General features: G+C 41.9%; 23 protein-coding genes. 13 read left to right on the forward strand and 10 right to left on the reverse strand.

Annotation, left to right across the window (positions count from 1 at the left end):
- Nucleotides 1–17: 17 nt before the first annotated feature.
- Nucleotides 18–842: a PhzF family phenazine biosynthesis protein gene (locus tag AC5YCI_RS01960; protein WP_496128404.1), complete on the forward strand. Its 825-nt coding sequence runs from the start codon at nt 18–20 to the stop codon at nt 840–842.
- Nucleotides 843–876: 34 nt separating this feature from the next.
- Here the strand turns inward: AC5YCI_RS01960 and AC5YCI_RS01965 are convergent, their stop codons facing one another.
- Complete coding sequence (locus AC5YCI_RS01965; RefSeq protein ID WP_496128405.1) at nt 877–1272, reverse strand: DUF3144 domain-containing protein; 396 nt, start codon at nt 1270–1272, stop codon at nt 877–879.
- A gap of 112 nt (nt 1273–1384) precedes the next feature.
- On the opposite strand from AC5YCI_RS01965, the gene AC5YCI_RS01970 reads away from it, so the two are divergent.
- Nucleotides 1385–2026 carry a hypothetical protein gene (locus AC5YCI_RS01970; protein WP_496128406.1) on the forward strand — a complete coding sequence of 214 codons (642 nt, stop codon included), beginning with the start codon at nt 1385–1387 and terminating at the stop codon, nt 2024–2026.
- Nucleotides 2027–2133: 107 nt separating this feature from the next.
- On the forward strand, nt 2134–3090 hold the full coding sequence (locus AC5YCI_RS01975; RefSeq protein ID WP_496128407.1) for an Lnb N-terminal periplasmic domain-containing protein: 957 nt from the start codon (nt 2134–2136) through the stop codon (nt 3088–3090).
- Here the strand turns inward: AC5YCI_RS01975 and AC5YCI_RS01980 are convergent.
- Nucleotides 3087–4529, reverse strand: a complete 1443-nt coding sequence (locus AC5YCI_RS01980; RefSeq protein WP_496128408.1) for a CYTH and CHAD domain-containing protein — start codon at nt 4527–4529, stop codon at nt 3087–3089. The genes AC5YCI_RS01975 and AC5YCI_RS01980 overlap by 4 nt on opposite strands.
- Nucleotides 4530–4602: 73 nt before the next feature.
- Complete coding sequence (locus AC5YCI_RS01985; protein ID WP_496128409.1) at nt 4603–6060, reverse strand: CYTH domain-containing protein; 1458 nt, start codon at nt 6058–6060, stop codon at nt 4603–4605.
- A gap of 134 nt (nt 6061–6194) precedes the next feature.
- On the opposite strand from AC5YCI_RS01985, the gene AC5YCI_RS01990 reads away from it, so the two are divergent.
- The 7 genes from AC5YCI_RS01990 (at nt 6195) to rapA (ending at nt 13816) form a co-directional block, all read left to right on the forward strand.
- Nucleotides 6195–6551, forward strand: a complete 357-nt coding sequence (locus AC5YCI_RS01990) for an Mpo1-like protein (protein WP_496128410.1) — start codon at nt 6195–6197, stop codon at nt 6549–6551.
- Nucleotides 6552–6634: 83 nt separating this feature from the next.
- Nucleotides 6635–7255 (forward strand): thiamine phosphate synthase, encoded by a 621-nt coding sequence (gene thiE / locus AC5YCI_RS01995; RefSeq protein WP_496128411.1) that lies wholly within the window; start codon nt 6635–6637, stop codon nt 7253–7255.
- 32 nt (nt 7256–7287) lie between these two features.
- Nucleotides 7288–8595: a glutamate-1-semialdehyde 2,1-aminomutase gene (hemL, locus tag AC5YCI_RS02000; RefSeq protein ID WP_496128412.1), complete on the forward strand. Its 1308-nt coding sequence runs from the start codon at nt 7288–7290 to the stop codon at nt 8593–8595.
- A gap of 69 nt (nt 8596–8664) precedes the next feature.
- Nucleotides 8665–9084, forward strand: a complete 420-nt coding sequence (locus AC5YCI_RS02005; protein ID WP_496128413.1) for a GlcG/HbpS family heme-binding protein — start codon at nt 8665–8667, stop codon at nt 9082–9084.
- Nucleotides 9085–9385: 301 nt separating this feature from the next.
- Complete coding sequence (locus AC5YCI_RS02010; protein WP_496128414.1) at nt 9386–10087, forward strand: phosphopantetheine-binding protein; 702 nt, start codon at nt 9386–9388, stop codon at nt 10085–10087.
- 120 nt (nt 10088–10207) lie between these two features.
- Nucleotides 10208–10852, forward strand: a complete 645-nt coding sequence (locus tag AC5YCI_RS02015) for an RluA family pseudouridine synthase (RefSeq protein ID WP_496128415.1) — start codon at nt 10208–10210, stop codon at nt 10850–10852.
- Nucleotides 10853–10978: 126 nt separating this feature from the next.
- Complete coding sequence (rapA, locus tag AC5YCI_RS02020; RefSeq protein WP_496128416.1) at nt 10979–13816, forward strand: RNA polymerase-associated protein RapA; 2838 nt, start codon at nt 10979–10981, stop codon at nt 13814–13816.
- A gap of 58 nt (nt 13817–13874) precedes the next feature.
- Here the strand turns inward: rapA and fabR are convergent, their stop codons facing one another.
- The gene (gene fabR, locus AC5YCI_RS02025; protein ID WP_496128417.1) at nt 13875–14567 is read right to left on the reverse strand and encodes an HTH-type transcriptional repressor FabR; all 693 of its coding nucleotides are present in this window, start codon (nt 14565–14567) and stop codon (nt 13875–13877) included.
- 156 nt (nt 14568–14723) lie between these two features.
- Here fabR and AC5YCI_RS02030 point away from each other — a divergent pair, with 156 nt between their 5' ends.
- Nucleotides 14724–15788, forward strand: a complete 1065-nt coding sequence (locus AC5YCI_RS02030; protein WP_496128418.1) for a ferredoxin reductase — start codon at nt 14724–14726, stop codon at nt 15786–15788.
- A 15-nt stretch (nt 15789–15803) separates the two neighbouring features.
- The gene (locus AC5YCI_RS02035; RefSeq protein WP_496128419.1) at nt 15804–16898 is read left to right on the forward strand and encodes a fatty acid desaturase family protein; all 1095 of its coding nucleotides are present in this window, start codon (nt 15804–15806) and stop codon (nt 16896–16898) included.
- Nucleotides 16899–16943: 45 nt separating this feature from the next.
- Here AC5YCI_RS02035 and AC5YCI_RS02040 read toward each other — a convergent pair whose 3' ends face one another.
- Together AC5YCI_RS02040 and AC5YCI_RS02045 are read right to left on the reverse strand one after the other, a co-directional pair.
- The gene (locus AC5YCI_RS02040; protein ID WP_496128420.1) at nt 16944–17585 is read right to left on the reverse strand and encodes an HAD-IB family phosphatase; all 642 of its coding nucleotides are present in this window, start codon (nt 17583–17585) and stop codon (nt 16944–16946) included.
- Complete coding sequence (locus AC5YCI_RS02045; RefSeq protein WP_496128421.1) at nt 17552–18748, reverse strand: DUF1615 family protein; 1197 nt, start codon at nt 18746–18748, stop codon at nt 17552–17554. Before AC5YCI_RS02045 ends, AC5YCI_RS02040 begins: the two co-directional genes overlap by 34 nt.
- Nucleotides 18749–18822: 74 nt before the next feature.
- On the opposite strand from AC5YCI_RS02045, the gene dusB reads away from it, so the two are divergent.
- Nucleotides 18823–19845 (forward strand): tRNA dihydrouridine synthase DusB, encoded by a 1023-nt coding sequence (gene dusB / locus AC5YCI_RS02050; RefSeq protein ID WP_496128422.1) that lies wholly within the window; start codon nt 18823–18825, stop codon nt 19843–19845.
- 200 nt (nt 19846–20045) lie between these two features.
- Here the strand turns inward: dusB and AC5YCI_RS02055 are convergent, their stop codons facing one another.
- From AC5YCI_RS02055 to ahpF, 4 genes are all read right to left on the reverse strand, one after another.
- Nucleotides 20046–21098, reverse strand: a complete 1053-nt coding sequence (locus tag AC5YCI_RS02055) for an NAD(P)H-dependent flavin oxidoreductase (RefSeq protein WP_496128423.1) — start codon at nt 21096–21098, stop codon at nt 20046–20048.
- A gap of 141 nt (nt 21099–21239) precedes the next feature.
- A complete protein-coding gene (locus tag AC5YCI_RS02060; protein WP_496128424.1) occupies nt 21240–22451 on the reverse strand; it encodes a YeeE/YedE family protein in 1212 nt (403 codons plus the stop codon).
- Between the two features lie 194 nt (nt 22452–22645).
- The gene (locus AC5YCI_RS02065; RefSeq protein ID WP_496175139.1) at nt 22646–22987 is read right to left on the reverse strand and encodes a hypothetical protein; all 342 of its coding nucleotides are present in this window, start codon (nt 22985–22987) and stop codon (nt 22646–22648) included.
- A gap of 145 nt (nt 22988–23132) precedes the next feature.
- Nucleotides 23133–24698 (reverse strand): alkyl hydroperoxide reductase subunit F, encoded by a 1566-nt coding sequence (gene ahpF / locus AC5YCI_RS02070; RefSeq protein ID WP_496128426.1) that lies wholly within the window; start codon nt 24696–24698, stop codon nt 23133–23135.
- Nucleotides 24699–24803 lie beyond the last annotated feature (105 nt).

A 24803-nucleotide genomic window follows, 5' to 3' on the forward strand; every position in this document is an offset into this window, starting at 1 on the left:
CAATTAGGAAGCATAATATGCAGATGTATCAAGTAGATGCGTTCACAACAAAATTGTTTAAAGGTAACCCTGCTGCGGTGATTGTGCGCGATGAGTGGCTGGATGATGCATTAATGCAACAGATTGCGCTAGAAAACAATTTATCAGAAACAGCGTTTGTGAAACAGATTGATGCAACAAATTTTGAGATTCGTTGGTTTACGCCAACCACTGAAGTCGATTTTTGCGGCCATGCCACTTTAGCCAGCAGCTTTGTCTTATTTAAAGATTTTACTGAACAAAAAACCATTTATTTTCATGTTAAAAATTTGGGCATCTTTATTGTTCATCAACATCTAGATGGCAAAATGAGCATGAATTTTCCAGTACGCCGTGCTGAGTTGGTGACAGATGTGCCTGAAGTGCTACGCCAAGCTTTAACCAAACCCTTTAAAGCGGTGTATTTAAACCAGCAGGCGTACATTGTCATCTACGAATCGGTACAAGATGTATGTGATGAACGCCCAAATATGGAACTGCTCAAAACGCTTGGCAAAATCCGTACTGCGATTACCGCAGATGCGAGCCAACTGGATGTTGCCATTAGCAGTTTTGATCAGCAATATGACTGTGTATCACGTTATTTTGCACCCGCCAATGGTATTCCTGAAGACCCAGTCACAGGTTCGATTCATACAGGTATTATTCCAATCTGGGCAGAAAAATTAGCCAAAACCGAACTGATCGCTTATCAGGCTTCAAGCCGTGGCGGGACGTTGTATTGCAAAATGTTAGAACATGATCGCATTGAAATTTCAGGTTATGCGCGTCTTTTTATGCAAGCCAAGCTTGAAGTTGAATAGCCCATTAAAAAAGCCCCATACGGGGCTTTTTTAGTTAATCATGTGGTTTATGTTCATGTTTATGCGCATGATGTTCTTCGGTGCGACGGAAACGTAAGTAATTTTCAAATTGGTCGCAATATTCGTCATAGTTATCTTCTAGCATCAATTGGAATTGTTGCAATAAATATGACATCACTTGTTCTTTAGCGGCGCGCATTTCTTCGCCATCTTTAAAGTTGTTGGCAGCCACCCAAGTATTAAAGCGTGATGCAGCAAACAGCATTGCAGAGCTGACTTGACCACGGAGGTCATGCGGTTTAACAGTTGAGCCTTTTTCAATATGGCAAAATTCGTTGGCTTGTTTAATAAACGCATCAGCCCGTTCAAAAAAAGCCGCATTTAACGCTTCTTCTTCGGTTACATCGGTTGCTTCAATCTTTTGAACCATGAACTGTTCCTAAACATCAATATCTAAAGCGCCATTATAGGCAAAGCCTTGCAGAAACTAAACCTTTGCCTTAATCTAAAAATAGCCTAAGTATTTTAAAAAGAGGGATACGATGAAGGACAATGCAATTGCTATACAAAGTTTAAAAAACGACATTGCGCTATTACGTCAACACATTTGGCCACCGCAAGACTTGGCACATGTCGAAGGCTTGCCAATTTATTATGGGACAGCGCAAGAGGTAGAGCGCTATGCTGCACAGTGGCAAGACCTCATTAGTCGGGCACAAGATTTATTCCAACCCTTTATGGCAGAAGAAGGCGAGGTCATGGATGCTATTCATCTGCCGAGTCACTTAAATCTACCGTTATTTTATTTTCATGTGGATCGGATTCGGATTAACAAAACCCGGGCCAAAGAGTCTAAAACTTTTCGTGGGGTAGCCAGCCTCATTGAAAAATGTGGTCAGTTTGAGCAAGATCAAATTTTTGCCATGCAAGATTGGCTGGCAACCGATAGCACCGCAGCATTGGTGGCACACCGTGAATTTATTGATTTACGTACCTATGTGTTTCAGCATGGGCAAAGTGACTATACCCGCACGCGCTTTTACGTCAATGGCATTGTATTAAGTGTAGAGCCGCATTTTAAATTGGTGGATGCACGAGACAAACCACGTAAACAACGCAATGACAGTTATAGTGACCCCATTGCCGATAACGGCACATGGAAGATTTTTGCCAAAAATCGCTAAAATCATAACACTTGAGCCGAGCTCCGCATGCTAGGCTAAAGGCAATAAAACAACAACAAAGACTACATATGCCACCATGGATCGCGTTTTGCTATGCTGTTTTTTTAATGGCCACCAGCCTGTGGGTGATGCTGTTGATTTGGGTGCAACAACCCATTTCAGCAGCACTCAGTTATTTACTCATAGCGATATGGCTGATTTTTGCCAGCTTATGTTTTTACTTACGTGCGCCTCGCCAAGCGCATTTAAAATATGTACAAGCCCTATATTTCATTAGTTTTACTGTAGTGGTGGGCTATTTTTTCTTACTTAAACCGCAAAATGACCGCCAATGGCAAGCCAATGTTGAACGTATAGCCAATTATCGTTTTGTCGATGGCCAAGTCGAGATTCAAAACGTACGTAATTTTATTTGGCACAGTGATGAGCAATACACCACCCAATGGGAAACTCGGCGCTATGCTTTAGAAAATATTGAGCGTGTGGATTTAATTGTTTCACATTTTATTCAAGGTCTAGTGGCACACGCGTTTATCAGCTTTGGGTTTCAAGATGGTCAACATTTGGCATTTTCTTTAGAAGTACGCCAAGAACAACATGAAGGCTTTTCAGTCTTGGGTGGCTTTTTTCGGCAATACGAATTGGCTTTAGTGGTAGGCGATGAGAACGATGTCATTTATGCGCGCAGTAATATTCGTGATGAGGAGGTCTATATTTATCCTATACGTATGCAGCCCACTGAAATGCAGATGTTATTTTTAGAATATCTCAATCAAGCCAATCGCCTCAATCATCAGCCACGTTGGTACAATACCTTAGTCAGTAATTGCACTACGATTTTATTTGACTTGATTGAATATGCTATGGGCAACGTGCCGCGTGATTACCGTGTTTTATTACCGGGGTTATTACCTGATTATCTGTATGTTCATGGTCAATTGGATCAAAGCATCAGTCTTGACGAATGGAAAAAGCGTGCCCATGTCAATCCCAAGACTGCACACTTAACACAAGGCCCAGATCAGGCACAGCCTCTATTTTCGCAGCTGATTCGTCTGCCTTAAAGTTTTGCCTGTTGGGCAAAGCGTTTTAAGGCAAGGTCTGCCTGTGTTAAGACATGCATTTGCTGTGCCCTAATCCAACCCAACATAAACCAATAACGCGGCTCTTGTTGAAGTGCAGGCACAATTAAGGTTTCAGCCACGCTTAGATCATTAAACTCTCCTAGCACTTCTTGCAGCGGTTTTAACGCCTTTAAATACGCTTTAACCACTTTAGGTTTTAACACGCCACGTGTTAACTCTAAGCTATACCGTAATTGTTTAACCTGTTTGCGTAATTGATGCTTTTCTTCAATCGATAAATCCATAAAGACATGCTGTTGCGCCACAACTTTGTGATGTAACTTGCCAATACGTTGATTAACCTGTGTTTGCAGTGAAGTTGGTGGCTGGGCAACTTGGCTTTGACTAAAAGCAATTAAATCTAACCAAAGCAAGGTCGTGGTTGATTCACGAAACAAGTGGCTTAAGTTCACGCTTTTTGTAGGTGTCTGAGGCAATTGATCCAGCGGTGAGCCTGCTTGTTGGAGGAGTGGGATTAAGCTTTCATTTAACGCATCTTGATCGCGTGTCGTACCTAACTGTTGAAAGATTTGCCTTAATTGTTGTTGCCATGGCGCTAAGTCAGTTATGGTCCAGTGTTGGAAGGTTTTAAAGGCACTTCTTAAGCGTCGAATAGCAACCCTTACTTGATGTACATGTTCTGCATGGTAATCATTGCGGGCAATGGCACTGGCATTGGGCAATAGATGTTGTAGACAGTGATTGACCATACGACGTAGAGCTTGTTCAGTAGATTGCTTTTTCTGTAAGAGAAAATTGCTTTGATAAGTCGCTGGCTGTTGATCTGCGTCTAGCAGCGCATAACCGCGTTCTGCTTTACTTTGCGTATCTAAATATAAGCTATATTTCTGCACCCAAGGACGTATTACCTTAATGAGCTCAGTGATTGGACCGCTTTTAAGCTCAAACTCAATTTCTGAAATCTTGACCTTTTTATCTTTTGTGATCAACCAACCTTGATCTAGAGCAATTTCAATTGTGCTATTTGGCTGTTGTTGCTCGAGTATTTGCCGCTGCACCTCGGTACTGAGTTGTCGTACCAGAGATTTTTGTCTATGCAGAATTGGTTTTAATAATGCTTGTGCTTGAGGATGTTGTTGATAAAGCTTTAGATCAAGATTTTCAGGTGCTTGTTTTAAGGCAATATCAATTTCAATACGGGTGGCGGCTTGTGAACTTGGAGCTTTTAAGGTTTGCTTCCAGACTTGATTTTCCAGACGTTGCCTCAATGAGATATTGGCTTGGGCTAATTCAAGCTCGGGGGTGTCATAATAATGTGCGACTAAGCTTAAAAGAGTAGGCTTTAGCTGTAAAATGGCCTTGGTTAATGCTTTTGTTTGTGCGGTAGGAATTTGAAATTTTAGTTCTATCTCAGACATTTTAGCGGCTCTTTTTTAGTATATGTATCACTATATACAAAAATTGAGCCACTGCATGTAAGCAAAAGTGGTCTTATTTTAAAAATTTACGACTGAGTAAAAATTGCCCTGTCACCTCTAGCACGCGTTCAGCATACACTTCTTGTTTAGCCGTGAGCCAACCTAAAGCAAACCAGTCACTGGCGGCCAGTTCAGTGTCTTGTAAATATTGACTGGCTAAATGAAGTAAATGATATTCCTCAGCAGCAATGTCGGCATCATTCAACGCTTTGGCATATTTTTGCAAATTCTTCACATCATAAATTTGCGTGAGTAAGGGAAAGCTAAACTTAAGTTGCTGCAAGGCTGTAATAAGCACATCAATGGAGTTTAAGTTTTCAGGGCTTGCCTGATGTAAGGCATCAGCCAATTGTTTGTAGTGTTGCTGTAAGGTGTGCTGCGCGGTGGTTTTTAAATCAAATAAAGAGTTTGGCTCGGCATGTCCTAAACTAAAGGTCAGCAACTCTAAGAAGTGATGCACATTTTGCGTTGAGCGAACTAAGTTATTGAGCTTTTCCGTTGCATAGAGCAAGTCTTGTGCGAGACTGGCACTCGTCGTGGGACTTTGCAGCAATTGTTCTAAGGTGCTTTGCATATGTTGTAAATGCTTCAGCTGTTCAAATTGACCTTTAAATGCAGCTAATTGATGCGCCCATTTGTCAGAGATATCGGCACTCCAATCTTTAAACAATAACACGCTTAAATGTAATTGATGCAACGCTTGATGGGCTTGCTGAATATGTTCAGCATTGGCAACACCTGCTGACATAGCAGCAATATTGGGCAATAAGTGCTGCATTTGTTGGGAAATTAATTGACGTACATTACGATCGGCAGTTTCTTTTTTAGAAAATTGCAGGGCTTTACCCAGCTGAGCCGGGCTCACTTGTAGGTCGTCTGCTAACAAATTGCCAAATTCAGCTTTACTGCGTACATCGAGCCAAAGTTGATATTTTTTTACCCATTCAAAACTAAAAGTCAATAAATCTTGTACTGAGCCCGCTTTTAATTCAAATTCGACCTCATGAATGGGCATGATGCGCCCTTGAGCACGAATTTCACCAATATCTAGACTGACTTCAATGTGACTCTCGCCATAGGGCATGACGCGTAAAGTACGCTCAATATCGGTTTCAAAGATCAGTTGCAATTGATCAAGATTATCCGCTAAGGCGTCTTTCAGTAATTGTTCGGCTTCGGGCACAGCACGGTAAATACTTAAATCCAATGCTGGCGAGTGCTCTAATATGCCTAAATCATGATTATGTTCAAAACGGGCCAAATGACTGCGGCTGGCTTTAAAGGTTTGTACCCATCTGTCGCCTTCTAAACGCTGCCGAATCGCAGCGCGTGCTTGAGCTAATTTTTTATCTTGAGTGTCGTAATACTTGGCTTGAAGTTGAAGCTGTTCAGATTTTTTCGGATCTAAGGCTTTCATTAACGCAGTACGACGCCCCTCAGGAATCTGAAATTTAAGTTCGACTTCAAGCATATCAATCACTTTTATAAAAATGGATGCCTCATTGTAACCAAAAAGCAGATCAAGAACAGGTCGGCTGTGTTGCTTTTGAGCACAGCTTATCGCATGTTAGATAGCACGATATACAATAACAAAAGGATTTAAACATGAACGCTTTGCTACAAGCGCAGTTGCCCATTCAAAATTATCAGCAGTTTTATCGTTTTTATTTAAGCGAGCATCGCAATATCAGCAGCCGTCGTTTACATGTTTTAGGCAGTAGTTTAGCTTTGGTGAGTGTAACGGCAGCCATCATCCAAGCAAAGCCACGTTATATATTGTATGGTATTGCCGCAGGCTATGCCTGTGCATGGCTTGGACATTTTAAATATGAACGTAATCGTCCTGCCAGTTTTAAACAGCCTGTATACAGTTTTATCTCGGATTGGCGCATGTTGGCCGATGTGCTACGCGGCAAGATTAGTCTAAAAAATCAGAGTTTAGATAAAATTAACTGCGAATAAAGCCACCACTTCAGCCACGATCTTTTGCTTATAACAGAACAGTGCCATAATGCGGCATTGTTTAAATTTAGAGTATTTGGCACATGCGCGGTTTATATTTAATTACCAATGATGATCCAATTGAGCTATTGCTTGCTAAGTTAGAAGGCGCAATGGCAACTTATGAAGTGGCTGTATTGCAATATCGTCGCAAAAAAGTGCCAAAAGACCAGCAAGCTTATGAAATTGAGTACATGAAACATTTATGTGCCCAATACAAAGTACCCTTTGTGATTAATGATGATTTAGAAGCAGCGGTGCATTACGGTGTAGGCGTACATTTGGGTCAAGATGATGGTTCGATTGTAGAAGCAGTGGCACGTTTACCTAAAAACGTCCTTATTGGGCGTAGTTGCAATAACTCGCTAGAACTTGCCAAACAAGCTGTCGCAGATGGCGCGAATTACGTGGCATTTGGTGCGATTTTTGCCACAGACACTAAACCAGAAGCGGGCAATATTGGTCTAGACACCTTAAAACAAGCCAAAGCTGAGTTGAATGTGCCGATTTGTGCGATTGGTGGTTTAACTGTTGAAAATTCAAAAGAAGTCATTGCTGCGGGTGCTGATCTGTGTGCTGTGGTGAGTGATGTATTGGGTCGCTCGATGTCTGTGGTTGGCCAACGTGTCTATGATTGGTCAGAACTATTTGCCGACCAAGCTTAAATTTTTATTTAATTTTTATTTGAGAATACAACATGCGTTTATCTGCAAAGCAAGAACAATTATTTAAACAAGCCAGCAAACATATTCCAGGTGGGGTGAACTCACCTGTACGCGCTTTTAATGGCGTTGGTGGGACACCTGTATTTATTGAAAAAGCCCAAGGTGCTTATTTATTTGATGTCGACGGTAAACGTTATGTCGACTATGTGGGTTCTTGGGGGCCAATGATTTTAGGTCATGCCCATCCTGATATTATTCGAGCTGTACAAACGGCTGCGGTTGATGGTTTAAGCTTTGGTGCTCCAACCGTACATGAAACCACATTGGCCGATATTATCTGTGAAATCATGCCATCGATTGAATTGGTACGTATGACCAACTCAGGTACAGAAGCGACCATGACCGCGATTCGCTTAGCGCGTGGTTATACAGGGCGTGACAAAATCGTTAAATTCGAAGGCTGCTACCACGGTCATTCAGATTCATTACTGGTTAAAGCAGGTTCAGGCCTTTTAACTAAAGGTGAAGGCGAGGCGACATCAGCAGGCGTACCAGCCGATTTTGCCAAACATACTTTAACTCTGCCGTATAACGACATTGAAACTTTAAAAGAATGTTTTGCTAAATTTGGTTCTGAAATTGCCGGTGTGATTGTGGAACCTGTCGCAGGTAACATGAATTTGGTCGCACCAATTCAAGGTTTCTTACAAGCGATTCGTGAAGTGTGTGACGAGCATGGCTCGGTCTTTATTATTGATGAGGTGATGACTGGCTTCCGCGTTGGCTTAGGCGGTGCACAGGCGCATTATGGCGTAAAACCTGATCTTACCACTTTAGGTAAAATCATTGGTGCTGGCTTACCTGTGGGTGCTTTTGGTGGTAAACGCGAAGTGATGGAATGTATCGCACCACTCGGTTCTGTCTATCAAGCAGGCACATTGTCAGGTAATCCATTGGCAATGCGTGCGGGTATTGAAATGTTTAAACATTTACGTGCCGAGGGTTTTTATGAAAACTTAACGGCCAAACTGGCTAAGTTACTGGTAGGTTTACAAGCTGCTGCTGATGAAGCCGGTATTGCCTTTAAAACGCAACAAGTAGGCGGTATGTTTGGTCTGTACTTTACTGATCAAGATGACATCACCAGCTTTGATTCAATGCTGAAATGTGATGTGGCGGCATTCCGTCAATTCTTCCATGGCATGTTAGAACGCGGTGTAAACTTAGCTCCTTCAGCTTTTGAAGCAGGCTTTTTCTCAAGCGCGCATTCGGATGAAGATATTGAATTTACCATTCAAGCCGCACGTGAAACCTTTGCTGCCATGAAAGCGTCAGCTTAACTTTTTACTATTGTCAAAGGCCCGTTGTATCAACGGGCTTTTTTATACATTTTTATGCTGAGAAAGCTTATGCAAACTAAACATTATTTAACTCTCACAGATGCCGAATTTTTATTAGAACAAGCCTATCAATATGCTCAACAGCATAATTTTAATGTCAGTATTGCGGTGGTGGATGAAACGGGCAGTGTACTTGCCATGAAGCGTATGGATGGCGCATCACCTATGACGGCCAACTTATGTCTAGAAAAAGCCAAATGCTCCGCGATGAGTCGTCGTCCATCAAAATTATTTGAAGATATCATTAAAGCGGGGCAAATGGGCTTTTTAACCATGCAGAGCTTTTCAGGCATGTTAGAAGGTGGTGAGCCGATTATCTATCAAGGTCAATTGGTGGGTGCGATGGGTGTTTCTGGAGTTAAATCTTATGAAGATGCACAAATTGCCCAGCATGCAATTCAGCAGTTTTTAGGCCAACAAGGTGCTTAAGTATTGTAAGCCTGAGCGTACAAAATAAAGCGATAATTGCCTATATATCTGAGCTTAGATTTTTATTATCTTAAACCCATAGGGAACAGGAAGTTTCCAGAACCAAAAACAACAATGATAAGTTCTACAACACATGGAAAGTTAGGTACGACAGGAGTTATACCTCAAGTAACCCCATACCCACAAAAGGCCCGACAGGACGTCGGGCCTTTTTATTGGTTTAAACTAACTTGTCCAGTCATTTAAAAATCTTTTTAGCTCAAGCTTGCTATAATGGCGTTTTTGTTTGCTGAGAAAATTGATGTTGTACCCCATGCCCAAAAAAATCCAATTGCGTCCTTCTCACGCCAAATGGGCTATTGATTCGACAAAAGCGGTTTTATTGTTGGTGGGTTTACATGATTTACGTCAGCAAGACAATCAACAGCATGAGTTATTGCTAAACCTCAGGGCTTTAGTCAAAAAGGCCAAAGCTTTAGATATTCCTATAGTCGATATTTATGGTGATGATTTAACTCAAGGCATGCAACGTTTAGGTGAGTTATTGTCACACTATCCGCAGTTAATGATTGCGGGACAAATTACCCCAATGCTGAAACAAATTCTGCCGCATTTATATAGCGTGACCGAGCAAATTTGCCTGATTGAAGATGCGATTTTATTGGGCAACCAAGAACAACATATTCAAGGGTTAGATAGTTTAACTGCACAAGGTTTTCAGCATATCAATAGCTATAGCTTAAAACGCTTATGGTCATTAAGTGCGCCAAGTGAACAGATTTTGTCACCCAAAGGAATTTTATTGGCCATTGCGGAACAGCTTGACTTAGAAGCTTTAGAAATTGATCCCACACAAGATCTACGTGCTTATGGTTTAGATTCTGTGGCCATTGTGAGCTTGATTGGTTTATGGCGTGCCAATGGTGCTGAGATTGTTTATGAGGATTTTTACGAGCATAACAGCGTACAAGCATTAATGCAGTTTTTGTTAAATTCGCGTTAATGCTGCTTTTTCGCTGAAAAGCGAAAAAAAGCCCAGCAATTATGTAATTCTGCATTGTAATTATGCCTTAAGCTTTTTATCATTGCCGCCTTATTTTTGTGATCAGCTTGGATTGGAATCTTGAGTAATTTTCTAACTGAACACCTGATTCATCGTGATCGGGATTTTATGGTCATTCATAAACCCGCAGGCCTACTCACGGTTCCCGGTAAAACCGAGGATTTACAAGATTGCTTAATCAATCGCTTATTAGTCATTGAACCAAATACCTTACTGATTCACCGTTTAGATCGGGATACTTCAGGCATTTTAGTCTTTGCCTTAAATAAAATGGGGCAAAAATCCATTGCACGTCAGTTCCAAGAACGCCAAACCGAAAAAGTCTATCAAGCCTTGGTGGCAGGTACGCTACAAGGCGAAGGCATTGTGTATGTGCCAGTGATTTATGATCCAAGTCGTCCGCCACTGCATATTGCTGCGCCTGAACATGACAAACCAGCCTTAACCCATTGGCAGGCGCTAGAGCATTTTGAGATTCAAGGCCAGCCAGTCACACGCGTTAAACTTAAACCGATTACGGGTCGTTCGCATCAACTTCGTGTGCATATGCAATATTTAGGACACCCGATAGTCGGTGATACTTTATATGCCAGCCCAGAACAACAATGCTTAATGCCGCGTTTATGTTTACATGCGGCACATTTAAGTTTTATGCATCCATTTCGTGATAAACCTGTGGCATTTGATTGCCCAGTCCCGTTTTAAACACCCAAACAAATAACCTCAACAAAGCTCACTTTTTGGTGGGCTTTATGTCACAATATATTGCGATAAGATGGCGTTTTCTGCTCCAATAAAGTGTTGAGCGCCGTCATAATTTTACAGATAAAGGTGGAAAAATTGCAGCAGTTTGCTATTGGTCAACGTTGGTTGTCAGACACAGAAACAGAACTCGGTCTAGGTGTTCTTATTGATGTAGATGAGCGATCGGTCAGCATTTTATTCCCAAAGAGCGATGAAACCCGTGTCTACGCACGTAGTAATGCGCCTTTATCTCGTATTGTGTTTAATGCGGGTGATGAACTGCATGACCAAGAAGGCATCACATGGCGAGTTGAGTCGTTTGAAGATCGTGGTGGCGTATTGCGTTACAACGTGATTCGTACATTAGAAGATGGTACAGATGAACGTAAATCGTTAAACGAAACCCGTATTGGCGCGACTATTCAGCTGTCTAAACCCTTAGAGCGTCTTTTGGCCAGCCAAATTGACTATAAAGAATGGTATGACTTACGTATTGAAGCGATGCTGATGCAAGCCAATATGCAAAGCAGCCGTTTACGTGGTTTAGTCGGCTCACGTGTCGGTTTAATTCCACATCAATTGTATATTGCACACGAAGTTGGTCAGCGTTTTGCACCGCGTGTGTTACTGGCCGATGAAGTGGGTTTAGGTAAGACCATTGAAGCTGGTTTAATTATCCATCAACAACTCAAAACCGGTCGCTCTGAACGTATTTTGATTTTGGTGCCTGATTCACTGCAATATCAGTGGATGATTGAAATGCGTCGTCGTTTTAATCTTGAGTTCTCGCTGTTTGACTTAACCCGCACGGCATCGATCAAAGAACACGACCCAGAACAAAACCCGTTTTTAACTGAACAACGCATTATTGCCTCTGTCGATCTGATGATTGACCATGATGATTTGCGTGAACAAGCCTTAGAAGCAGGTTTTGACTTATTGGTGGTGGATGAAGCGCATCACTTAATGTGGAGTGAAGACGAAGGTGGTAACGACCGTTACGATCTTGTTGAAGAACTAGCACAGCAAACCGCTGGCGTTTTACTATTAACAGCAACCCCTGAACAATTGGGTGTCGAAAGTCACTTTGCCCGTTTACGCTTACTTGATCCACAGCGCTTTAGCTCGCTTGATCGCTTCTTAGATGAAGAAGAACAATATCAACATACCGCTAAAATTGCTGAAGTGTTGATGTCGGATTTGCCGCTTGAAGAGCAGCATTTAAGCGCACTTGAAGCTTTACTCGGTCATCGTATTGAAGATCAGCCTGAGCAACGTTTCCGTGCGATTCATGAATTACTCGACCGTCATGGTACAGGGCGTATTTTATTCCGTAATACGCGTGAAGCGATTCAAGGTTTCCCAGGTCGTGATTGTCAGCCTGCGCCACTGATTGCACCGGAAAACTGGTCAAAAGATGGTAAATTACGTGAACAAATGTGGCCAGAAGAAGCACAGCTTGACGGTGCTTGGATGGAACATGATCCACGCGTCATGTGGCTGATGGAAAAACTTCGTGTCGATTTAAAACACAAAAAAGTGCTTTTAATTGCCCGTAGTGGCCCTGTGGTTGAAGCTTTAGAAAACGTATTACGTTTACATGCTGGTATTCGTACAGCCATGTTCCATGAGGGCATGAGTTTATTAGAACGTGACCAAGCTGCGGCTTATTTCGCGGAAGACTCATATGGTGCACAAATTTTACTCTGTTCAGAAATTGGTTCAGAAGGGCGTAACTTCCAGTTTGCCTCTGACTTAATTTTATTTGACTTGCCTGCTAACCCAGATGTGTTAGAACAGCGTATTGGTCGTTTAGACCGTATTGGTCAAGAAAATCGTATTCAAATTCATGTGCCATACCTGATGGGGACTGCACAAGAGCGCATGTTCCGTTGGTATAACGAAGGTTTAAATATCTTTAGTAATATTTCACCAACGGCGCAAACCCTACAAGAAAACTTTATTGTGGACTTAAAAGATTGCTTATTGAGTGATCAAGGTCAGCGTTTTGAAGATTTGCTTGAGGAAGTGTCTGTACAGCGTGAAGCCTTAGAGCGTGAATTACAAGCCGGTCGTGACCGTTTGCTTGAGTACAACTCATGCCGTCCAATGGTGGCGCAAGAGATTGTGAACGCACTTGAAGACTATGATGATAACACCACCTTGCCAATGTTTATGAAGCGCTTTATGGCCTCAACCAACATTGATTTTGATGAGCAAAGTAATGGTACGGTGATCATCAAGCCAACTGATCAAATGCAAGTGCAAGGTTTAACCCTTGATGAAGAAGGCATGACCGCGACCTTCTACCGTGATCAAGCCCAAATTCGCGAAGATGCACAGTATTTAACTTTAGAGCATCCATTTACCGAAAGCGTGATGGAGATGATCAATACACAAGGCTTTGGGAGTACCAATGTTGCGATTTTAAAATCAGCGGCACTGCCACAAGGTTCTGTATTGGTCGAAGTATGGTTTAAAGTCGATGTGGTGGCACCAAAAGCCTTGAACTTGCCAGCCAGCTTACCGCAACAATTGGTACGTGTATTATTAAGTGAAAAAGGTCAGGATTTATCACAAAAGGTTGCACCTGAAGTGTTAAAGCCATACTTACATCATTTAGATAGCAACAGTTGCCGCCAAGTGGTGAAAGCCCGTCGTGATGTGATTGAAGCACGTTATGCTCAAGCTTTAGAACTAGCCAAAGCAGCTTTACCTCAATTTAAGCAACAAGCGAAAGAAGTGTATGGTGGTAAATGGCAATACGAAATTGATCGTTTAACTTACCTGAAACAATTTAACCCAAGTATTCGTGAAGATGAAATTACACGTCTACAAAAATTGCAAAAAGAAGGTTTAAGTTTACTCGATGGCCTAGGCGTAACACCTGAAGCGATTCAAGTCATGGTGGTAGTTAAACCATAACGAGCATCAAAAAAAGCAGCTTTCGAGCTGCTTTTTTTATTACCTAATAAAGCACATATTAACGAATTTTGGCTTCATCTAAATGGCGTGCGCCTTCTAAAATCATGCGTAACATAATCATGGTTTGCTCAGCCACCACTTTACGTTCTTCACTTGGCATATCAATCACTTTAGCGCCCATATTAAACACCAACTGGGTAATGGCTTTGGCCACTAAATCAGGATGCGCAATTTTACTGCGGTTAATTTTTTCTAACACAATCAGGTCTTCTTGCAGTTCTTGTTGGAAAAAATTTAACTGACGTTCTACCGCTTCTTTATAAGATTTAGAACCTGTATAACCTTCACGTAATAATAAGCTTAAGTTGCCTTCATCGGCATCGAGCTGTTCAATAAACACTTCAACTGAAGTACGGATAATACTGCTTTGTCTAGAGGCTTTTAAACGCGCTTGATGCAAAATTTGCCGTAATACAATCCCAGAACGTTCAATCAATTCAATTGCGAGTTCATCAATATCTTTAAAATGACGGTAAAAGCTATTGGGCGCAATACCTGCCTCACGTGCTACTTCACGTAAACTTAAAGCAGCAATGCTTTTGGTTGGGCCAATTAAATTGAGTGCTGCTTGGAATAATTCTTCTTTGGTAATGGTGGCTTTACGTCCTGCTGAACGCGTAATCACCGGCTGTGTAGACAGCGGTTCAGCAGTGTGCACATCGGTACTGGCATGAATCAAAGACGGGTTCATAAGAATGAGGAATATAAAGACATCTTTTGCATTATAGCGAGTTTTACTGCTGGATTGTGATTTGTTTATCGATTGGATAAAATCTGATCTAATATATATACAAATATATATACATGTGTATAATAATTAAAGTTTCGTCGGTTTTGGTGCATCAATATGCATACAACAGTAAAAAAATCTCCTCTTAATCTGTTATTGAATGCGGTGTTAGAGCCACGTGATGCCGATTTTTGGCTACAAAAAATTAACCCACTTTGGTCGGTAGAGCAGGCCTTGGGTAAAATTGTTCATAAAGATCAAACAGCACAAGATACTTTAAGTTTCACATTACAAGTCAATAAACACTTTAATATGGGTCAAGCAGGTCAACATCATCCTGTGTTTGTGGTGGTCAATGGGGTGCGTTATGAACGCAGCTATAGCCTAACGAAAATTGATGATCGACATGTCCTGCTCACGGTAAAAAAAGTCGCTGGTGGTAAGGTCAGCACATGGTTAACCCAACACGCAAAAGTGGGCGATATTTTAGAGTTAGGTCAACCTTTTGGTGAAATGACTTTGCCTAAAAGCACTGCACCTTTGGTGTTATTAGCAGCAGGCAGTGGCATCACGCCAATGTACAGCTTAGTGCAAAGCTTAGTACATACCCAGCAAATGACCGATCAGAAGGTAACGCTCTTGTATTGGGTCAAAACCCAAGCTGATGCGGCCTTTGTTGAGCAATTTCAAACGTGGGCACAGCAATACGTCAACTTTAATTTTGAACTGTTATGTACCCAAGAGGCGCCACAAGCTGAACGCTTAAATACACAGCATTTAGCATCGCTTGGCGAGATTCAACATGCCATTGTGTATGCCTGTGGGCCATCTGGTTTTGCCAAACAAGCACAACAGATGTTTGCAGAGGCGCATACCATTCATACTGAAGCATTTAGTATGAGCACTGAGTCAAGCGCTGAAACAGGTTTTGTTAATGTGACACTCACTCAATCGAATAAAGTTGTGACGATTCCTAAAGGTCAGTCAATTTTAGTGAGTCTTGAGCAACAAAATATTAAGCCAAAGCATGGTTGTCGCATGGGTATTTGTAATAAATGCGCATGTAACAAGGTTGAAGGCAGCACCAAAAATATTGTCAATGGTGGTCAAAATGCCGAACCTGGCAATTTATTAAAAATTTGTGTTAATTCCGCGCAGTCGGATCTAATTATTGATCTGTAATGGAGCCTAAAAATTATGAATATGCCCGTTAAAATCGAATATTTTAAAAATCCGAAAAACCGCGAATTAACTCAGGCGGAATTGGACAACTTGGCGCGTGAACTCGATGCCATTAAACAAGAAGTGTTGGATGATATTGGTGAAAAAGATGCCAAATACATCCGTAAAGTTTACTCAACCATTCGTTATACTTCAATTGCAGGACGTGCCTGCTTATTTGCAGGTTGGTTCCCACCAGCTTGGGTGTTAGGCACAGGCTTATTAGGTGTAGCCAAGATTCTAGAGAACATGGAGCTGGGTCATAACGTCATGCATGGTCAATACGACTGGATGAATGATCCAAAGTTCAATGGTCAGACTTATGAATGGGATATTGTAGGTACCGCAGATAACTGGCGTCAAACCCATAACTATAAACACCATACCTATACCAATATTAAAGGGATGGATGATGATATTGGTTATGGTTTAGTACGTTTGTTTCCAGAACAACGGTGGAAGCCAGGACATTTATTACAGCCTTTATATAGCATCCCATTTTGTACTTTGTTCCAATGGGGCGTGGCAATTCAGAACTTAGAAATTGGTAAAGTCTGGATGGGACGCAAGAGCAAACAACAACTTAAAGAAGAATGGCGTCCGCTGCAAAAGAAAATCTCTAAACAATTGTTTAAAGATTATGTCTTCTTCCCAGTGATTGCAGGTCCAGCGGCATTGCCTGTCCTGACAGGAAATATGGTGGCCAATGGTATTCGTAACGTTTGGACATTTAGTATTATTTTCTGTGGTCACTTTACCAAAGATGTAGAAGTGTTCCCAAAAAGTGTGATGCAAAATGAAAGCCGTGGTCATTGGTATATGCGCCAAATTCGTGGTTCATCAAACCTCACTGGTTCAGAAGCGTTCCATATTTTAACAGGTCACTTAAGTCATCAGATTGAACATCATTTGTTCCCTGATGTACCGGCACGTCGTTATCGCCAAATGGCACCAAAAGTAGAAGCAGTATGTGAAAAATATGGCTTAAACTACAACAATGCTAGTTTAGTGAAACAATATGGCAGCGTGTTAAAACGTATTGTGAAATACGCGTTCCCATTTAAAAAATAAGCTTGCTATGACTTGCGAGTAAAAACCACCCAATTGGGTGGTTTTTTATGCTGATTTTAACCCTAAAGGTGGTAAATCTAGATCTCGTCCAAGCATAAACGGGTAGTCGGCAAGCGCCAGCAAAGCTTCGTCTTCATGACTATTGCCATAGGCATAAATATTCGCAAACTGAGTTAAATCATAAGTTGCTTGTACGCGCAGGCTTTTTTGTTCCCCGCTACAATCAGGGGTTTGATAATGCCCAGTAAATTTGCCTTGTACAATCTGTGGTTGGGTGCAGATTAAATCAATATCTAAATAATCACAGAGGGGCTTTAGGTAGAGATCCAAAGAAGCAGAAACCAACGCCACGCGATCACCCTGCGCCTGATGGGCTTTTAAACGAATTAACATTTGACTATCTAAATGTTTGATCAATTGCTCAGCGTATTCAGTGGCAATTTTCTGGAGAAAGGCCGCATCTTGATCTTTAAACATATGATAAAACAATGTTTGCCGCATTTGATCGGCAGGGTAACACTGTAAATAATAAGCTTGAATTTTAGGTAAAATTTTAATCCCTTGCCGCACAATATGGCGTTTTTTTAAGGCGTAAAAAATAAAGCCGGTAAAACTGTCTTGGCAGCATAAGGTGCCATCAAAATCAAACAGGGCTAAATTTTGATACGTTTGGCACGTTGCATACATGTTTCATAGCGTCCATTTACGCGGCTCGCAAACCAATTGGTATTATAATCACGGCTCAGTTTAGGCCCTGAAATCACGACTTCTGGCATCACCGCATACATTGGGTCTTTACCAGTTTTTTCCTGATACAAACGTGTGATTTCCTTATAAGTTGCTGTGTCTTCAAATTTCTTGTCTTTTTCTTTCTTTAAGTCAGAACGAATTTGGCGTGGTGTGATCAGTACTTTTTCCACAGCAAATAGATTAATTAAAGCGGTCTCAGACTGACTTTTTTGGGGGCGCTCAGAACCATCTTTGCTGTAAAGCAGTAAGTCGCCATCTAAATCAAGATCAATCTCGGCCACGCTATTTAACATTTTCTGAAAGGCGGCATTACGACTTGAATACATGCCCGAGTTATAGTCGGCAAAGCGATAAATGGCACGGTCATAGTCGGTTGGATACATCATCAACCGGTGAATACCATAATATAAGCCGCCATATTGGCTATACAGGTCAGTGCGTAACTCTGCCATATTGCCCCCTTGGCGTTTATGCTCTTTGGCATAACTAATATGCACTTGCATAGAACCTAAGGTGGTAATGGGATTCATTTTTTCGCCAATATCTTGACCCACCAATTTTGCGGCGCCGGTTAAGGCACTGACATGGTAATGCTTGGACATATAGTCAAAAATTTCACGATATAATTCATCTAATTCACGCTCAGTTTTGACTTTACGCATTTGGCTTAAATAATTATTGTCAGGGGTAGGTTGGTTACGTAGCACATCTTGGAAGTAACCTGCCACTGTACCGCCAATCTTTTCACCTAATTTTTCAGTAAACTTTTCTTCTAAACGATCTTCAACTTCCTTGACTGCTTTCACCCCTAAACCTGCGACTTGTGGATCAGCCACAAAGTTAGATTCTTGATCCACCACTGCAATAATACTACACACATTATCTTTGGTTTGAGGAATGCCAAATTGCTCAGTAATATCATAAATGTCTTTTGCCCAAGTGTCGCGTTGATTGACTCGGTTTGGGATGAGCTTTTGAATTTGTTCAGTATTTAAAGTTGGCTCATCTTGATTATTCCACCAAGCGCTATCACCGCAGGCAGTTAAACTCAAACTAAGGGTTGTTATAACAAGAGGGAGATAAGCGTTTTTCATAACCATAAACACGCAGTAAACAGGTGAGCTCAAAAGGTAGATGCAGTATACTCACAATATCGTAAAAGTTAAGAATATATATGTATATTGGTCCTTATCAACTGTCAAATAATTTGATCGTTGCACCGATGGCAGGGGTGACGGATCGACCTTTCCGTACCTTATGTAAATATTTTGGCGCAGGGCATGCGGTCAGTGAAATGATGACCTCAGACAAGACCTTGCGTATGAGCAAGAAAAGCTTATATCGTGCCAATTTTGATGGTGAATTAGCACCGATCTCTGCGCAAATTGCCGGTTCTGACCCGCAGGATTTAGCAGAAGCTGCACGTTATCAAGTGGCCAATGGCGCGCAAATTGTTGACATTAATATGGGCTGCCCAGCTAAAAAAGTCTGTAATAAGCTGGCAGGTTCGGCTTTATTGCAAGATGAAGATTTAGTCGCGCGTATTTTAGATGCGGTGGTGGCGGCAGTGGATGTTCCTGTAACCTTAAAAACCCGCCTTGGCTATTTAAATGGTCAAGAAAATATTATGCGTGTAGCCAAACGTGCTGAAGAAGCAGGCATTGCGGCTTTGGCTTTACATGGGCGTACTCGTGAAGATATGTATTTAAATACAGCACGTTATAGTCTGATTAAAGATGTTAAAAGCATGCTGAGTATTCCAGTCATTGCCAATGGCGACATCGATAGCCCAGAAAAAGCCAAATATGTGTTGGATTATACTGGTGCTGATGCGGTGATGATTGGACGTGCTGCACAAGGCCGACCGTGGATTTTTCGTGAAATTGCTCATTATTTAGCAACAGGTGAGCACTTGGCTGCACCTTCTATTGCAGAAGTGCAACAGGTCTTGCTAGGTCATTTAAGCGAATTGTACGAATTTTATGGTGAATATTCAGGTTGTCGTATTTCCCGTAAACATATTGCTTGGTATACCAAAGGTTTACGTTCAGGTAATGAATTTCGGCAAAATATGTATAAGGTTGAAAGTACAACCGATCAATTTAAAGTGGTCGAAGACTACTTTAATCAGTTGCTTGCCCATGGTGAAATCATGAGTGATGTACAAGTGGAAGCTGTAGATTTACTGCAACCTTAACGATTTAAAAGCAAAAAAACCGCCCTTGAAAGGCGGTTTTTTAATGTACTGCGTTAAGGTGTTGCTACAGTCTCTACTGGCGCTACAGGTTGTTTTTGCGACTTATTTTGCAAGACATCCGCACCAAATCCAACCACTACTAAAAAAACTAATACATAGCCCACAATTTTTCCCCAAAAAATAAGCGAGCTGATATTAAACTAAAATGTGTGAGGTAGCTTCATTTCGAGTACAACAAGATTAATTAAATCGGCGGGTTCTAAAGCTCGAATTTGTGCCACACGTGTGCCTGCCCAAAAGGCAGCAAAATCATGCTGATCATGCTCAGCCGCAATACTATTTAATTGTTTTGCTAAATCATAGGCATAGGGGTAAGGGGCGACGTTTGGTCGTTGTGGATGATCGATTTGAGTATGCCAATGATTAATTAAACCGCGAGCAGGACGTCCTGAAATGCTGCTGGTGATTTGTGTAACAGGTTGTTTAAATAAAGCTGCCCGATAGGCTGCATTAGCATTTGAGCTTTTACATTGAATAAAAGCCGTGCCCATTTGCACTGCACTGGCACCTAGATTTAACATTTTTGCTGCATGTTGCCCATTCATAATGCCACCCGCCGCGACAATGGGTAGGCTGCAATGTGCGGTTAATAGTTGCACCAAATCTTTGGTGGTAATGGCGCTGTCGAGATGTTGGTTGAAAATACCACGATGTCCACCAGCTTCAATGCCTTGGGCAATAATCACATCAATCCCTGCCGCTTCAATAGCTTGGGCTTCGATTAAATTGGTGGCAGATACCATCGTCACAATGCCAGCGGCTTTTAAGGCCTGAATTTGGTGTGCATGTGGAATACCAAAATGAAAACTCACTGCTTGAGGGTGCGTTTCTAAGACCACTTTTAAATAATCATCATTGTCTAAAAAGCTTGGATAAATACAACTGAGTTGTTGCGGGGGGTGTACCTGATATTTTTGAAAAAAAGGCGCCATATAGTCACGCCATGCTTGTGCCTGTGCAGCGTCGAGTGCTTGAGTTTGATGACAAAAGAAATTGACTTGAAAGGGACGGTCGGTGAGTGCTTGGGTAGCTAAAATTTGCTGTAATGCTTGTGCTGGGGTATTTGCACCTAAACCTAAGGCACCTAAACCACCCGCATTGGAAACTTCCGCTGCCAATTGTGGGGTAGTCACGCCTGCCATGGGGGCCAGAAATATGGGATGTTGTAACTGTAATAATTGTTGTAAAGGCATATCAAAGCTCCTGTCTTCAGGCTTACTTTGCCAAGTTTGCCTGCATTAAGCAACGCATATGACAGACAAAATAACCAACATCACCGCTTTAAATACTAAAGTCAGCACCATAAAAAAAGCCCATCGAAATGGGCTTTTTACTTAGCAACCTGTTAATTTTTCAGGTTGTGGTTTTTCATCTGGAAAGAAGATTGGGCGTAGTTTGACACCTACACCATTACCAATAAAGGCAAAGATCAGCCATAACCAACCGTGTAAACTGCCTGAAGCAATACCACTAAAATAAGCACCAATATTACAGCCGTATGCCAAACGTGCACCATAGCCCAATAAAATACCGCCCACAATTGCGGCAATTAAGGAACGTGCTGGAATATTAAAATTAGGTGCAAATTTACCCGCAAGACTTGCTGCCAACAAAGCACCCAGCATAATGCCAAAGTTCATCATGGAGGTGATGTCAAACCATAATGAATTGGCTAAGGCTTTGGCATTGCTTGGTTGTTGCCAGTAATCCCATACGCTTACATCCACACCTACCAGCATGGCAGCTTTAGCACCCCAAACCGCCAAGGCAGAGGTCACGCCCCATGGACGACCTGCTAAGGCTAATGTGGCAAAGTTAAGCACAGTTAAAATTAAACCGCCCCAAATCAAAGGCCAAGGCCCTTGTAAGAAGCGTTTAAATCCTTGATGTTGGCTTTGTGGTTCAATTTCTAAACTGCCATGGCGTTTTTTCTCTACCCATACGGTCGCCAAAGCAATTAAGGCAAACAGCACAAAGTTCAGCAATAATGCAGGCATCACCCCAAGACTGGTGACCATAGACATTGGTCCTAAACTTGGTAGAGCAAACCACCACTCGAGATGGCTGGTCGCAATTAACGAACCAAAACAGAAAAATACCAAGGTCACTAGCATACGTGAGCTACCACCGCCAACGGTATACAAGGTCCCCGAGGCACAGCCGCCGCCCAATTGCATACCAATACCAAAGATAAAGGCACCAATCATCACCGACATAGACACAGGGTTGACGTTGCCTTTAACGGGATTACCAAATAGCTCGCCTGCACCTAAGGCTGGGAAGAACAATAATACCGCTACGGTCAGCATAATCATTTGCGCACGCAAACCACGGCCACGGCCTTGTTTAATAAAGACACGCCAGCTTGAGGTAAAACCAAATGAAGCATGATAAAGCGTCATCCCTAAGGCGCCGCCAATTAAAAATAGTAGGGCTTGGTTTAAGCCTACAAATTGATAGGCACCTAAGGTCCCTAGCACTAAGAAAATACTCGCCACCCAAATCGAAATATTCGAACGATTGGCTGGAGCTGCAACAATAGACATGAAATATACAAACAACAGCGAACAATAGCGCTGCATTGTAATGCAATCTTATAATTAAATATTATATATAGAGTGATAGTGTCTTTAATGTTGTTGAGAATAACTAATTTAATATATAAGTTAAATTTATATATAACTCTTATTCAGCATCAAAAAACGCCTCAACAGAGGCGTTTTTGAAGCATAAGTGGTTATTACTGTGCTCTTTCTTTTACATTGGCAGCACCTTGCTCAACGGCTGCGGCAGTGGCAGCAGTGGCATCCTTCGCTGCTTCTTTAGCATTATGTGCCGCAGCTTCTGCATTGGCCGCTGCATTTTGTGCAGCACGTTCAGTTGACTCAGCGGCATTATCAACCGCAGTTGCAGTGGCATTCGCTGCATTTTGGCTCGCATCTTTTACATCATGTGCGGCTTGATCAGCTGCATTTTCTAGATGTTGACCTGTAGTTGCACCTGTTTCTGGCGCTTTTTCTTTGCTACAACCGACTAAAGCAACAGTAGCAGCTAAACCTAATGCAACGAGTAATTTATTCATTCTATATTCCTTTTAATTATCTGTCCGACAACGGCCCACAGGCAATATATGCTGAAAAACTATAAAAATAAAGATGATGAATTGTTGAACAAATGTAAAAAAGGCCGAGTGTTTGCACACTCGACCTTATACAGTTTAAGGTGAATTATTGTCCAGAACGGATAATATAATCAAACGCAGACAGCGATGCTTTAGCGCCTTCACCTGTGGCAATGATGATTTGCTTGTAAGGCACTGTGGTACAGTCACCTGCTGCAAATACACCTTTGACATTGGTTTCATTGCGTTCGTTAATCACAATTTCACCACGGTTTGAAAGTTCTACAGCCGTTTCTTTTAAGAAATCCGTGTTTGGTAACAAACCAATTTGTACAAAGATCCCTGCAAGCTCAACAGTGTGTTCAACATCAGTGGCACGGTCTTTGTATTTTAGTGCAGTTACTTGTGAACCATCACCCACCACTTCGGTAGACAAGGCATTTTTGATCACAGTTGTGTTTGGCAAACTGTTCAATTTATCTTGAAGCACTTGGTCAGCACGCAGTTTGGTATCAAACTCAACAAGCGTTACATGCTCAACAATACCTGCTAAGTCAATCGCGGCTTCTACACCTGAGTTACCACCACCAATCACCGCAACACGTTTGCCTTTAAAGAGCGGGCCGTCACAGTGTGGGCAGTAGGCCACACCACGGGTTTTGTATTCTTGCTCACCCGGTACATTCATTTCTCTCCAACGTGCACCTGTAGATAAGATCACAGTTTTCGATTCAAGTTTGGCACCGTTTTCAAGTGTTACTTCAACTAAACCGTTGGCAGTCTCGTCAGCACCTTTAATGTTAGCTACACGTTGCAAGTTCATGATGTCCACGCCGTATTCACGAACGTGTGCTTCCATTTCTGCTGCAAACTTTGGACCTTGGGTTTTTTGAATCGAAGTGTAGTTTTCGATGTCCATGGTATCCATGACCTGACCACCCATGCGCTCCGCCACGATACCGGTTTTAATCCCTTTACGTGCAGCATAGATCGCAGAGGTATTGCCCGCAGGGCCGCCACCAATCACCAAGACATCAAAAGCATCTTTAGCATTTAACTTTTCAGCATCTTTAGCCGCAGAGTTGGTATCTAATTTTGCAACAATCTCTTCCAAAGTCATACGACCTTGACCAATGTGTTGGTTGTCTTGGAATACCATCGGTACCGCCATGATTTTGCGTTCTTCTACTTCGTCTTGGAAGAATGCACCATCAATCATGGTGGCTGTTGTGCCTGGGTTATAAATAGCAATCAGGTTTAATGCTTGAACCACGTCAGGGCAGTTATGGCAGCTTAAAGATACAAACACATCAAAGTCAGATTGTACGCCTAAGTCCTTAATTGAAGCTAAAACTTCATCAGACACTTTAGGTGCATAACCAGAGGTTTGTAGCAACGCTAGAATCAACGAGGTGAACTCATGGCCCATTGGAAGGCCGGCAAAGAATACCCGCGGCGCTTCACCTGCTTTGGCAATACCAAAGCTTGGGACACGTTTGTTTTGACCATCAAAACGTGCAGTCACCAAGTTGGATAATGCCGCAACTTCTTCAACCAATTCTTTGATTTTGGCTGATTTATCTGAATCATCTAGGGCTGCAACCAATTCGATTGGGCCTTCAAGGCGTTCTAATAAAGCTTTTAATTGCGCTTGAGTATTTTGATCTAACATTGCTAACGTCTCCAAAGGAGTAAATATTTATTTGATGAAACAATCATAAAATAGATCTATAAATAGATAAAACGGTTAGTTTTTATAAATATGATCGGAAAAATA

This window comes from Acinetobacter sp. CY17 (assembly GCF_059515825.1).

Coding starts and splice junctions, on each gene's coding strand:
- AC5YCI_RS02030 (WP_496128418.1), top strand. CDS start 14,724: ATGCATACAACAGTAAAAAAATCTCCTCTTAATCTGTTATTGAATGCG.
- AC5YCI_RS02055 (WP_496128423.1), bottom strand. CDS start 21,098: ATGCCTTTACAACAATTATTACAGTTACAACATCCCATATTTCTGGCC.
- AC5YCI_RS01980 (WP_496128408.1), bottom strand. CDS start 4,529: ATGTCTGAGATAGAACTAAAATTTCAAATTCCTACCGCACAAACAAAA.
- AC5YCI_RS01975 (WP_496128407.1), top strand. CDS start 2,134: ATGGCCACCAGCCTGTGGGTGATGCTGTTGATTTGGGTGCAACAACCC.
- AC5YCI_RS01970 (WP_496128406.1), top strand. CDS start 1,385: ATGAAGGACAATGCAATTGCTATACAAAGTTTAAAAAACGACATTGCG.
- AC5YCI_RS02005 (WP_496128413.1), top strand. CDS start 8,665: ATGCAAACTAAACATTATTTAACTCTCACAGATGCCGAATTTTTATTA.
- AC5YCI_RS01960 (WP_496128404.1), top strand. CDS start 18: ATGCAGATGTATCAAGTAGATGCGTTCACAACAAAATTGTTTAAAGGT.
- AC5YCI_RS01985 (WP_496128409.1), bottom strand. CDS start 6,060: ATGCTTGAAGTCGAACTTAAATTTCAGATTCCTGAGGGGCGTCGTACT.
- AC5YCI_RS02035 (WP_496128419.1), top strand. CDS start 15,804: ATGAATATGCCCGTTAAAATCGAATATTTTAAAAATCCGAAAAACCGC.
- AC5YCI_RS02045 (WP_496128421.1), bottom strand. CDS start 18,748: ATGGTTATGAAAAACGCTTATCTCCCTCTTGTTATAACAACCCTTAGT.
- ahpF (WP_496128426.1), bottom strand. CDS start 24,698: ATGTTAGATCAAAATACTCAAGCGCAATTAAAAGCTTTATTAGAACGC.
- dusB (WP_496128422.1), top strand. CDS start 18,823: ATGTATATTGGTCCTTATCAACTGTCAAATAATTTGATCGTTGCACCG.
- hemL (WP_496128412.1), top strand. CDS start 7,288: ATGCGTTTATCTGCAAAGCAAGAACAATTATTTAAACAAGCCAGCAAA.
- fabR (WP_496128417.1), bottom strand. CDS start 14,567: ATGAACCCGTCTTTGATTCATGCCAGTACCGATGTGCACACTGCTGAA.
- AC5YCI_RS01990 (WP_496128410.1), top strand. CDS start 6,195: ATGAACGCTTTGCTACAAGCGCAGTTGCCCATTCAAAATTATCAGCAG.
- AC5YCI_RS01965 (WP_496128405.1), bottom strand. CDS start 1,272: ATGGTTCAAAAGATTGAAGCAACCGATGTAACCGAAGAAGAAGCGTTA.
- AC5YCI_RS02010 (WP_496128414.1), top strand. CDS start 9,386: ATGTTGTACCCCATGCCCAAAAAAATCCAATTGCGTCCTTCTCACGCC.
- AC5YCI_RS02060 (WP_496128424.1), bottom strand. CDS start 22,451: ATGTCTATTGTTGCAGCTCCAGCCAATCGTTCGAATATTTCGATTTGG.
- thiE (WP_496128411.1), top strand. CDS start 6,635: ATGCGCGGTTTATATTTAATTACCAATGATGATCCAATTGAGCTATTG.
- AC5YCI_RS02040 (WP_496128420.1), bottom strand. CDS start 17,585: ATGTATGCAACGTGCCAAACGTATCAAAATTTAGCCCTGTTTGATTTT.
- AC5YCI_RS02065 (WP_496175139.1), bottom strand. CDS start 22,987: ATGAATAAATTACTCGTTGCATTAGGTTTAGCTGCTACTGTTGCTTTA.